Below are 12,009 nucleotides of genomic sequence, written 5' to 3' on the forward strand. Positions count from 1 at the left end.
ACTACTTCTATTCGTCTGCGATAATCGGTATTCCGACATCATTCATGCTGCGGACGGCTACATCCTCATACAGGCGCTTCAGCCATTTCAGTTCGGTCTGGCTGTGTTCATATCTGCCGTACATCATATGCAGCACCGAGCGGGGCACGATGGAGATATGCTCCTCGTATACTTGATAGGCATAATTCACCTGATGCTCCGCCTCCCGGATGCGTTCCTCCAGCAGCTTCGCCACCTTGCCCTGGTCGATATGACGCGCGAGGGCAAGGGCCATATATAGAGGATGATACGGCGGATCACTTTTTTTAATCTGCTGGAGAATGAGCTGCTCCATCAATTCTTTGCCTTTATCCGTAATGCGGTAGATGGTCTTATCCGGCCGGTCCGGGCTGTGAATGATCTCCACCGCCTCGATATGACCGCCTGCGGCCAGCTTGTCGACGGCATAATATAAGGAACCGGTCTGCAGCTTGATGACTTGATCCATGGAGCGTTCCTTCATGACCAGGGTAATCTCGTAGGGATGCATATCCCGCTCCAGCAGAAGTCCCAGAATCAGCAGCTTCATCGGCATGGGCTTACCGCTGGCCTTGCTTTGCACCGTGCTGGCTGCCCTGCGGCAGCAGACGGTCCTTCGGCATCAGCAGGACGAAGACCACCGTAAGCACCGCCGGAACGATAGCCCACAAGAAGGTATGCGAGATCGACGAAGACAGTGAATTCGTAATCTTCTCCAGGACAGGCGGCGGAATCTGTGCTCTGGCCTCAGGCGTCAACGCGGAACGCGGGTCGCCGAAGGAAGCGGCCTGACCGCTGTCGCCGAAGGCTGTACTAAGCTCTGAGGCGAAGCTGTTACGCTGAATTATGCCGAAGATCGTTATCCCCAGCGTCATCCCGAGCGAGCGCATGAAGGTACTGGTGGACGTTGCCGAGCCGCGCTGGCGCATGTCGAAATGCTGGATCGAAGACAGGCTGAGCACGGAGAAGGAGAAGCCGACTCCGAAGCCGGTCAGGGCCATGAAGGCATTAAGCGCCATCCGGGAGGTCTCCGGGGTCAAAGTGCTGAGTGAATAGATCCCGCCCACGAAGCAGACTGCCGACAGCAGCATGATGTTGCGGAAGCTCGTTTTGGTGGTAAGCAGGCCGCCGGACTGGCTGCCAATTACGGTACCGATCATCATCGGCATCAGAATCAGGCCGGAGTTGGTGGCCGAGCCGCCGTATACCCCCTGGACGTAGATCGGGATATATACCGTTGCTACGATGAATGCCGAACCATAGAACAGCCCCAGAATACTGCTGGTTGCGAACAGGCGCTTCCGGAACATGGCGAAGGAGATGACCGGCTCTGCCGCGAATTTTTCAATGATAATGAAGGCGATTAGAAGCACGGCGAACGCAGCGAACAGTCCGAGAATGGCCGCAGAGTCCCAGGCATACTGATTACCGCCAAGCTCCAGGGCGAACATCAGGCAGATAATCCCTGCCACCAGGGTGAAAGCGCCGCCCCAGTCAATCCGCTGCTTGGAATGCGAGATGGATTCCTTGTAGGAGGTCATAATAAGGAAGAACGAGACAATCCCGATGGGCAGGTTAATATAGAAAATCCAGTGCCAGCTCATATATTCGGTGATATAAGCACCAAGCAGAGGCCCAATCACACTGGAGATCCCGAAGACAGCGCCGAACAGTCCGGTAAGCTTGCCTCTTTTCTCAAGCGGGAAGATGTCGAAGACAATCGTGAAGGCAATCGGCATCAGTGCACCGCCGCCAATCCCTTGAATTGCACGGTAAATACTGAGCTGGGTAATGCTCGCCGACGTTCCGCACAGGGCGGAGCCAATCAGGAACACGATAAGCCCGAAGATGAAAAACCGCTTGCGCCCGTACATATCGGACAATTTGCCGAAGATCGGGGTGCCGGCCATAACCATGACCATATAAGCAGAGGTGACCCAGACGATTTTATCCAGTCCTCCAAGATCGGACACAATCGTGCCCATAGCTGCGGCAACAATGGTATTATCCATGGCCGACATCAGAATGCCGAGCAGCAGTCCGACAATGACTAGCTTGAGATTACTTTCTTTGGTGTGCATGTTAAGCTCCTTTATGTTTAAAATTCAATGGAATTTCATTATATTCAAATTTGAATAGGGTGGCAATTGTTTTTTTCAGGAGGACAGACGGGTTGGGAGCTGCTTGGGAACTTGCATGCGTGTACTTGGTATTCCTTATCGGCCGGTCCTTTATTCCAGCTGCAATAGGGCAAAGTATCTGAAGGAGGGGCGGAGGGGGCTTGTCCGCGAAGGTCTTGACATACCCATGGGGGGTATATTATATTGGTACATAAGGAGGCTGATTCCTGTGTCTACAAATGAGAAGGACCCTGGCGGACAGGAGCACGGTGAAACGTGCCATTCTTCTGCTTCCGGCGTCCGCAAGAGTCATCACTCGCCGGAATTCAAGAATGGGCTGACAACCCGGCTGAACCGGATTGAAGGGCAGATCCGCGGTGTGAAAGGCATGATTGAACGCGATACCTACTGCGATGATGTGCTGAATCAGCTGGCGGCGGTGCAGGCGGCCCTGAACAGTGTCGGCAAGCTGCTGCTTGAAGGCCATATGAAGAGCTGTATTATCGAACGGATCGAAGCCGGTGAGCATGAGGTGATTGACGAGCTGCTGGTCACGGTGAACAAGCTGATGAAATAAAGATGGGGCCTGGAGAGTTTGAATGTCTAAATTCAATGATGAGGACCCAAACTTCGGTGAATTTAGAACTTTCGGCCGCTGTTGTCCACAGATTTCATGATTGATACCGCCGTAGCGGTAGAAATCCGTGGACAAAGGCGGTCTCTGGCGCTCCTGCAGTTTCAAAATTCCCCTCCGTTACTATCATCTATTGTTATTTTCTCAAGATCAAACTCTTCAGGCATATGAGGAGCCGAAAGACCAAGCATTCGCTTACAATTAAGCAAATGCTAAATAACATTGGGAGGTTATTCAAATGTCGAATGTAACACTGAATGTTGAAGGAATGTCCTGCGGTCATTGTGTAAGTGCTGTAGAGAAGGCTGTTAGCGGCGTAGGCGCTGCGGCGAAGGTGGATCTGCCGGCGAAGACGGTGGCGGTTGAATTCGATGAGAATACGGTAAGCCTGGATAAGATCAAGGCTGCTATTGAAGATCAGGGCTACGACGTAGTGTAAGCTAATCGTTGTAATATAAGGGCTTGGAGCAGGGAACCCTGGGGTACAGGGCCGGGCGCCAATGCCTTTTCTTTTCAAAAAAAATATACCCCTTGGGGGTATGTGGAGGTGCTTAAGAATGGAAAAGAGTGCAGAGTCCGCCCCGCAGCAGACCACGCTGCAAATTACCGGCATGACCTGCTCTGCTTGTGCGACGCGGATTGAGAAGGGCTTGTCCCGCATGGAGGGGGTATCCCGGGCGAATGTCAATCTGGCGCTGGAGCAGGCTACAGTGGGCTTCGATCCGGCAGTTGCAGATGTGGCGCAAATGGAGGAGAAGATCCGCTCTCTGGGCTATGATACGCTGAAGGAGTCGGCGGATTTCGATATTACCGGCATGACCTGTGCTGCCTGCTCGGCTCGTATTGAGAAGGTGCTGGGACGGATGCCGGGGATTGCGGCCGTGAATGTGAACCTGGCGCTGGAGACTGCGCATGTGGAATATTCGCCGGGCAATGTCAGTACAGCCGAGATTATGGATAAGGTGAGCAGCATCGGCTATAAGGCGGCGCTTAAGCAGGACCGGAAGGATATCGCGGAGCAGCGCAGTGAAGAGATTACACGCAAGCGGAATAAGTGGATGATCTCCGCGTTGTTGTCCCTACCGCTGCTCTGGGCTATGGCGGGCCACTTCTCGTTCACAACCTGGATCTGGACGCCTGAGCTATTCATGAATCCCTGGTTCCAGCTTGTGCTGGCGACCCCGGTTCAGTTCGTGATCGGCTGGCAGTTCTATGTCAGCGCCTATAAGGCGCTGAAGAACGGCAGTGCCAACATGGATGTGCTGGTGGTGCTGGGCACCTCGGCGGCGTATTTTTACAGCTTGTATCTGACGATTGATTCGCTGAAAATGAGCGGGATGCACCACACCGTGGAGCTGTACTTCGAGACCAGCGCGGTTCTGATCACGTTAATTCTCGTAGGCAAGTGGTTCGAGGCGCTGGCGAAGGGGCGTTCATCGGATGCGATCCGCAGCCTGATGGGGCTGCAGGCCAAGACTGCGCTGGTGCTGCGGGACGGTACAGAGCTGAGTATTCCCGTCGAGGATGTAGTGATCGGCGATATTGTGCTGGTGAAGCCCGGCACGAAGGTGCCTGTAGACGGTGAAGTCGTGGAGGGGCTGTCCTCCGTCGATGAATCTATGCTCACGGGCGAGAGTATCCCGGTAGAGAAGAAGCCGGGGGATTCCGTTATCGGAGCTACGCTGAACAAGAACGGCATGCTGCGGGTCAAAGCCCGCAAGGTCGGCCGTGATACGGCACTGGCACAGATCATCAGAGTTGTGGAGGAAGCGCAGGGCTCGAAGGCGCCGATCCAGCGGATTGCCGATGTCATCTCCGGGATCTTCGTGCCGATTGTGGTCGGTATTGCTATCGTAACCTTCGGGGTCTGGTATATCTGGGGAGCGCCGGGGCAGTTCGCGGAGGCCCTGGAAAAAGCCATTGCGGTGCTTGTCATCGCCTGTCCATGCGCTCTGGGACTGGCGACACCAACCTCGATTATGGCCGGGTCCGGCCGGGCCGCCGAGTTCGGCATCCTGTTCAAGGGCGGGGAGCATCTGGAAGCTGCGCAGGGCGTGAAGGTAGTGGTCGTGGATAAGACGGGAACGGTGACCAACGGTAAGCCGGTGCTGACCGATATTATAGCGACTGCCGGAAATGAGACACAAGGCAGGGTGCTTGCCGAGAATCGTCTGCTGTCGATTACAGCGGCTGCGGAGAAGCTCTCGGAGCATCCGCTGGCTGAGGCCATAGTGGCTGGTGCACAGGGCAGAGGAATCGACCTGCCGCCTGCGGACCAGTTCGAGGCGGTACCGGGGCGCGGGGTGTCGGCGGTAGTGGACGGCCAGAAGGTAAGCGTAGGCACACGGCGGATGATGGTGGAGAACGGACTGGATATCGGACCGTGGACAGGAATCATGACCAAGCTGGAGCAGGAAGGCAAAACAGCGATGCTAATAGCTGTCGATGATGCGGTAGCGGGAGTGATTGCCGTGGCTGACACGATCAAGGAGACCTCCCGCGAGGCGGTAGCCCGGCTGCAGGCCATGGGCATCGAGGTTGTCATGATTACCGGAGACAACAAGCTTACGGCCCAGGCGATTGCGGATCAGGCGGGCATCCGCACGGTTCTGGCGGAGGTGCTGCCTGAGGGCAAGGCGGAAGAGATCCGCAGGCTCCAGAGCGGCGGGGTCAAGGTGGCTATGGTCGGCGACGGCATCAACGATGCTCCGGCGCTGGCGACCGCGGATACGGGCATGGCGATCGGCACCGGCACGGATGTGGCGATGGAGGCGGCGGATATTACGCTGATGCGCGGCGATCTGATGAGTATCCCGGATGCGATCCTGATGAGCCGCAAGACCATGCGCAATATCAGGCAGAATCTGTTCTGGGCTCTTGCCTACAATACGCTCGGCATCCCGATTGCGGCGCTCGGCTTCCTGGCCCCTTGGCTGGCCGGAGCTGCGATGGCCTTCAGCTCGGTATCGGTGGTACTGAACGCGCTGCGTTTACAGCGCGTCAAGCTGTAAGAATCATGCGGCCTGCCGCAGCCGGGTCATCCGGACGGACGGAACGAAGGCAGCAACTCAAAGAATCGCCGGTGTGCATCTGCCGGCGATTCTTTTTTTTTATAAGCAGCGGAGGGCGGCGAACGCCGGAATATGCGCCTTATATAGACCTATTCCGTATATCCTTGCTCTATTTGCCCGCTGATGCGGAAGCCGCAGCGGTCTTTTTCCGGCCAAGCAGGTTCGTGCCAATGACCCCGGCGATGATCAGGAAGGATCCGATCCAGTGATAGACCGTGATCTGCTCACCCAGGAAGATTGCTCCGGCTGCAATAGATACGATGGTGGATAGATTGGTGAAGACGCTCATGAGGGAGGCCTCGATTTTGGATAAAATATAGGTTGAAGTCAGGGTTGTGACCAGCGAAGCGATTACCCCCAGATATACGGCGGACAGGACAAACGTTGCACTTCCCAGCGGATTCAGGAAATCTCCAAGCGTCCCGCTGACGGTATGTCCGGTGAGCGAGATGATCAGGAAGGTGGCGAAGCCGACCCCCATCATCAGGTAGCTGAGCTCAGCAGGGCTGAAGTGGCTGGAGAGGGAGCGGGCCAGCACGCTGTATCCGGCAAAAGCGAGACAAGTCATGAACAGCAGCACAATCCCGGTCATATTGGACAGCTGAATGCCGCTTCCCTTCATGACGAAGATGAATACCACGCCGAATACCGAGAGGAAGATGCACAGCTTTTGCAGCAGGGTGGTCTTCTCCTTCAGGAAGATCGCGGCGATGATCATCGTCACCACCGGAGTGAACGAATAGAGGATGCCTCCCTCGGCTGAGGTGGCGCGCTGAAGTCCGAAGACCTGCAGGGTGAAGAAGCCGAGCGGGTACATCGCAGCGAGCACCAGGGCCCGGCCCATCGGCTTGCCCCGGTAGGAAACCTTGACCCAGCCGAGGGCGACCGGAACCGACATGACGGCAAAAGAGGCAGCGAACCGGAAGGTCAGCGTGTCGAGCGGCCCGGCGTGTACCAGAGCTACTTTGGTGAACAGGAAGGAGAAGCCGATAATGACCGCATTGAGTACGGCGAAGCTGTAGGCCAGCTTGAGTCCTTGTTTGTGCATGGGTACATCTCCTTGTAGGTTAGTGAAGATTGGATGCTGTAAACATTCGATCTATTACTTTAAAATTAAAGGAAAAGGCATACACCAACAACACAAGCTTTCCTCAACTGTACCGGTACAGTCTGCTGCGATCCCTATATAATAAGGGAAGAATAATAGGATAGAATACACAGCATAGCGTGGTAATGACGGCGAACGGAGGCGGGCGATGAACAAGTATCATCAGGTGATTACAGAGCTTGAGCGGCAGATGAAGGAAGGGCAGTACCGCCCGGGGGATAAACTGCCGTCTGTGCGCAGTGCTTCAGCAATCTACGGCTGTAGCGTCAGTACCATTCTGAAGGCTTACGGGGAGCTGGAGCGGACACATACGATCTATTCTATTCCTCAGAGCGGCTATTATATGGTGGACAAGAGTGCGAATTCGGCAGCGGCGGAGAGTGAAGGAACGGTTGATTTTGCTTCGGCTTCGCCCGATCTGAACGTCTTTCCGTACCTGGACTTCCAGCATTGTCTCAATAAGGCGATTGACCAGTACAAATACCATCTGTTCACCTATGGCGATGCGCTGGGGCTGGAGTCGCTGCGCCGCACTCTGGTGTCGCATCTCGCGGAGTATCAGGTGTTCGCCAAGGCGGAGTCGATCCTGATTACCTCGGGGATTCAGCAGGCGCTGGAGATACTGGCCAGAATGCCTTTTCCCAGCGGCAGGACGGATATTCTGGTGGAACAGCCGGGGTATGACATCTATCTGCGGTATTTGGAGGCTGAGGGGCTGCCGGTGAGCGGAATCGGACGTTCGGCGGCGGGCATCAACCTGCAGGAGCTGGAGGAGCGGTTCGCCAGCGGGCGATTCAAATTTTTTTATACGATGCCCAGATATCACAATCCGCTCGGGACAACGTACAGCACAGAGGGGCGCAAGGCCATTGCCGGACTGGCAGCCAAGTACGATGTCTATATTGCCGAGGATGATTATATGGCGGATCTGGGGATTGGACGGCGTTATGACCCGATCTTTGCGTATGACCAGACCTCCCATGTCATTTATCTCAAAAGCTTCTCCAAAATCATCTTCCCGGGCCTTCGGCTCGGTGCGGTGGTGGTGCCGCAGCCGCTGCTGGAGACCTTCCGCTCCTATAAAGGCTATACCGATACCTCGCTGCTGTCTCAGGCCGCGCTTGAGGTTTACATCAAGAACGGGATGTACGGGCATCACAGGCACAGGATCAAAGCCATGTACGCCAAAAAAATCCGTGCGGTATACGAAGCACTCGCGCGGCATAATACGGACGGCTTCATCGAAGCCTCTGCGGACAGCTCCGGCATCTATATCCAGTTCAAGCTGCCGCTCACCGTCAACCTGGAGCGTCTGGTCAAGCGCCTGGCCGGGCGGAAGATCCGCGTGGTACCCGGGAATGGCTTCTATTTGCCGGATTACCAGGCCCGCGACAAATTCCTGCGCATCAGTATTTCCCGGGCAGGGCTTACGCAGATTGATGAGGGAATCCGGGCGATTGTCCAGGAGGTGAAGCGCGGGAACGGGTGGTAGAGGGGGAGGAATGGGAGGAAGAGTAGGAAGAGTAGGAAGAGTAGGAAAAGTAGGAAAAGGAAAGCCCCGTTTGTTGTCTGAGCCGCGAAATGGGATCATAATAGGCTTATATAGGAGTTAAGAAAGGCGGGACGATAATGAAACCCACGAATGAAACCCTTGAGCTGTTGAACCGTCATACCTCTGTCCGCCAGTACCAGGACAAGCCGGTCAGTGACGAGCTGCTGGCAGCCGTGATTGGAGCGGGGCAGATGGCTTCGACCTCCAGCAATGTCCAGGCGTACACGGTTATTGCTGTAACTGAGCCTGCGCTTAAGGCACGGTTGTCCGCACTGTCGGGCAATCAGGCGTACATCGAGCAGTGTCCGGTGTTCCTGGTCTGGTGTGCGGACCTGTACCGTCTGCGGGAAGCATCTGCTCCGCATTTGCAGGGGAAGCGGTCCTACGAGGACACGGCTGAGAATCTGATCGTGGCTACGGTCGATGTGGCGCTGGCCGCGCAGAATGCGGCGGTTGCCGCTGAATCGCTGGGCCTCGGCATTGTTTATATCGGCGGCATCCGCAATGAGATCGCCGCGGTATCTGAGCTCCTCGGCCTGCCGGAGCTGGTCTATCCGGTCTTCGGCATGTGCCTCGGGTATCCGGCCGCCGTGAACGGCATCCGCCCGCGCCTGCCGCAGGCAGCGGTGCTACATCATAACGGCTACAATGCCGAAGCCGCAGTGGAACAGGTCCGCGTGTACGACGCGATCTCCAGCGACTATATGCGCGAGCGTACCGGCGGCCAGAGCGCAGCCTCCTGGTCGGAGATGATGGCGGGCCGGCTGGCTCAGCCTGCCCGGCTACACATGAAGGAATTCCTGCTTAGCAAGGGATTCATGCAGCGGTAGAGATTTGGTGAGCCTTCCCTGTGGTCGCGGGGGAGGCTTTTTTTGGATTGGAGGCGCACGGGCTGAATGTACGCGGAAAACCGAATACAGTAGGCTGGCGCGAGGGTACGCAGGCTCAATACTCCACAGCCAGTAACAAATATTGAAATTTCCTGCAAGAAATGCAACAATGCTGCCCAATATAAGCGGCCTATGCAGAAATCCTGCACCAAATGCAACAATGTCAGAGCTAACCTGCTCAAAACACCAAAATTCCTGCAAATCCTGCAACATTGCGCCGCAGCCAGTAACATGTCTGGAGAAATCCTGCAAAAACTGCAACAATGTTGCTCCATACAAGCGGTTGGTAAGAGTGAAAACCATCAAAAGTGGTCAGAGATAGGCAGAACGTCGCATGATGTGCTAATGCGGGGATATCGGGGTAAATGTATGCCGAAAACAACATACAATGTGCAACTGCTGAGGCGCGTGGACCAAATGTACGCGGAAAACCGAATACAATCGCAATGTGCCAGCGCGAAGCCGCGAGAAGGAAATGTTGCTTAACGAGAAATATTGCGTGTTGCGCATAAATGTGAAAAGTGCTAAAATCTGGTTAGAGGTTGGATTTCGCTGGACGCCAACACCCGGGCCCGGAATTGCGCCGTAGCCTAATTCCCTCTTCCGCTTCGCGGCTGTGTCTGCTGTGGATGATCTTGAAAGGATAGATCGGAGAAGGAGGAGAATGGTATGGTACAGGTAGATGGGCAAGAGACAAAGGTGGCTGCACGATTGACGCACAAGGTATTCTTCGAGCGCGATGATATTGAGTTCACGTTCCAGTGGCTGCTGTCATTCGTACACTGCGGCGGTGTGTCACAGGGGGAAGTATTCAAGCTTGCACGGAACATCGATCCGAACTCTTTAACCAGCTGGAAGACTGAATTCGAGAAGGAAGCTGTTAAAATTGAGGCCAATGCAGAGCGAAGCCTGAAGAAGGGCCATCTGATCAGCGCCGGTGAGGCCTTCATCCGTGCCCACTCGTATTACCGGGCAGCCTTCTACGGGGCTTTTCCGGATGAGCCTGATTTTGCGCGGTATCACGGCAAAAGTGTGGAATGCTTCCGCAAGGCGCTTGATGCGAAGTCTGAGCAGATTCCCCACGAGTGGGTCGAGGTGGAATACAAGGGGTATAAGTTCCCGGGATGCTTTCTGAAGGCGGAGCACGGTAATGCGCCTAAGCCAACGATTATCTTTCATAACGGCGGGGAGACGCACAAGGAAGACACCTATTTTCTCGGAGGGCAAGCGGCTATTGACCGGGGATATAACGCGCTGATCGTAGATCTTCCTTATGATGTATGTGTCCGGTTCTACGAGCCTGAGGCAACGGCCAAGAACTTCCCGCGCGAGGAGCTGTATAATGTCTACAGAGCCACTACAGATTTCGTTCTGGCCCGCCCGGATGTAGACCCTAAGCGGCTGGTGGTCAGCGGCATGAGCTATGGCGGAGCCAAGACAATGGTTCATGCAAGCTGTGATGACCGCTTCGCAGCGGCAGTACCGAACTCACCGGTGTACTCCATGGCGACCTTCATTGAACGCGGGATGCCTTCATTCCTGCGGGGCACTGCAGAGGAAGCGGCGGAAGCGAGCAAAAAGATGCCCTACACCGGCCAGGTCCTGTTCGCCGGATTGGCCTGGTCCCATGGCTTGGACAGCATAGCAGGGTGGCATGGTTCAGCCGGAGAAGTGATGGAGGTTGATCCGAAGGACGTCAAATGTCCCCTGCTCTCCATGTATTCGGAAGCGGAGCATCCTGAGATGCAGCGGCAGGCGGTAGACACTTTCGAAAAGGCTCCGAATGAGAAGAACGCGATATTTAAGGGGACGGAAGAGGATGGTGCCGACCTGCACTGCCAGCTGAACAATCTGCCGCTCAGCTACCAGGTGATGTTTGACTGGCTGGATGAGGTGCTCGATTATAACATTCAGCTACAACCGGCGCAGTAAGCGATTTTACAGGATTAAGGCCGGATCTGTGGTGCTGTCCTTTCAGCACCGCAGATCTTTGACTACATATAAGGATTGGAGCCATAGAGTGCCATGACGACTGAGAAACCGGGCTTGAGAGAACGAAAGAAAGAAGAGACCAGGCGGACGCTAAGCGATGTAGCGTGTAGTCTAGCCATGGAGAGAGGGGCCAGTCAGGTCCGTGTGGAGGATATAGCCGCAGCCGCCAATGTTTCCATGCGGACATTCAATAACTATTTTGCCTCCAAAGAGGCCGCAATGGTTGGCAATGCTTATCAGCGTTCCGAGCGGATAGCGGCTACCCTTGCCAGCCGTCCGTCAGATGAACCGCTGCAGGACTCCATCCGCGCCGCTGTGCTTGAGGGATTCGCCGAGACGACAGACCGGCAGTGGTATGCACGCATCGTCCTTCTCCGTGATGATCCGGCATTGTTCGGCGCAACACGGAAGGTGGAGATCGAGATTGAGCGGGAGCTCGCCAGGGTGATCGCGGAACGTACACACAAGGATGTGAAGCTCGACCTTTACCCGGACTTATTAGCCGCGCTGCTCATGGCAGCGATACGCACAGCGGTTTTTCATTGGGTAAGCGCAACTCCCGGAGGACAGACGCTGAACGACATGCTGGAACAGGCGATTGGGCAATTGAGGTTTGAATAATAT

General features: G+C 55.4%; 10 protein-coding genes. 7 read left to right on the forward strand and 3 right to left on the reverse strand.

The features are described 5' to 3' along the window. Positions 1-7: 7 nt before the first annotated feature. Both MKX51_RS00400 and MKX51_RS00405 read right to left on the reverse strand, forming a co-directional pair. Positions 8-601, reverse strand: coding sequence for a PadR family transcriptional regulator (locus tag MKX51_RS00400; RefSeq protein WP_445321976.1), 594 nt, complete (start codon positions 599-601; stop codon positions 8-10). After that, positions 579-2,099 carry an MDR family MFS transporter gene (locus MKX51_RS00405; protein ID WP_340990809.1) on the reverse strand — a complete coding sequence of 507 codons (1,521 nt, stop codon included), beginning with the start codon at positions 2,097-2,099 and terminating at the stop codon, positions 579-581. The genes MKX51_RS00400 and MKX51_RS00405 overlap by 23 nt, the downstream gene beginning before the upstream one ends. A gap of 268 nt (positions 2,100-2,367) precedes the next feature. Here MKX51_RS00405 and MKX51_RS00410 point away from each other — a divergent pair, with 268 nt between their 5' ends. The 3 genes from MKX51_RS00410 (at position 2,368) to MKX51_RS00420 (ending at position 5,783) form a co-directional block, all read left to right on the forward strand. Further along, positions 2,368-2,715, forward strand: a complete 348-nt coding sequence (locus MKX51_RS00410; protein WP_340990810.1) for a metal-sensitive transcriptional regulator — start codon at positions 2,368-2,370, stop codon at positions 2,713-2,715. Between the two features lie 295 nt (positions 2,716-3,010). Next, positions 3,011-3,211, forward strand: a complete 201-nt coding sequence (locus MKX51_RS00415) for a copper ion binding protein (protein ID WP_036732845.1) — start codon at positions 3,011-3,013, stop codon at positions 3,209-3,211. Between the two features lie 118 nt (positions 3,212-3,329). Beyond that, entirely contained in the window at positions 3,330-5,783 is a 2,454-nt protein-coding gene (locus tag MKX51_RS00420; RefSeq protein ID WP_340990811.1) for a heavy metal translocating P-type ATPase, read from the forward strand. 169 nt (positions 5,784-5,952) lie between these two features. Here the strand turns inward: MKX51_RS00420 and MKX51_RS00425 are convergent, their stop codons facing one another. Next, complete coding sequence (locus MKX51_RS00425; RefSeq protein ID WP_340990812.1) at positions 5,953-6,891, reverse strand: DMT family transporter; 939 nt, start codon at positions 6,889-6,891, stop codon at positions 5,953-5,955. Positions 6,892-7,099: 208 nt separating this feature from the next. On the opposite strand from MKX51_RS00425, the gene MKX51_RS00430 reads away from it, so the two are divergent. The 4 genes from MKX51_RS00430 (at position 7,100) to MKX51_RS00445 (ending at position 12,006) form a co-directional block, all read left to right on the forward strand. Next, on the forward strand, positions 7,100-8,443 hold the full coding sequence (locus MKX51_RS00430; RefSeq protein WP_340990813.1) for an aminotransferase-like domain-containing protein: 1,344 nt from the start codon (positions 7,100-7,102) through the stop codon (positions 8,441-8,443). A gap of 137 nt (positions 8,444-8,580) precedes the next feature. Beyond that, on the forward strand, positions 8,581-9,333 hold the full coding sequence (gene nfsA / locus MKX51_RS00435) for an oxygen-insensitive NADPH nitroreductase (RefSeq protein ID WP_340945152.1): 753 nt from the start codon (positions 8,581-8,583) through the stop codon (positions 9,331-9,333). Positions 9,334-10,062: 729 nt separating this feature from the next. Beyond that, entirely contained in the window at positions 10,063-11,325 is a 1,263-nt protein-coding gene (locus MKX51_RS00440; RefSeq protein WP_340945150.1) for an alpha/beta hydrolase family protein, read from the forward strand. Between the two features lie 93 nt (positions 11,326-11,418). Beyond that, entirely contained in the window at positions 11,419-12,006 is a 588-nt protein-coding gene (locus MKX51_RS00445) for a TetR/AcrR family transcriptional regulator (protein ID WP_340945148.1), read from the forward strand. Positions 12,007-12,009: the final 3 nt, after the last annotated feature.

This window comes from Paenibacillus sp. FSL M7-0420 (genome assembly GCF_038002345.1).
In the GTDB taxonomy this organism is placed as follows: domain Bacteria; phylum Bacillota; class Bacilli; order Paenibacillales; family Paenibacillaceae; genus Paenibacillus_AQ.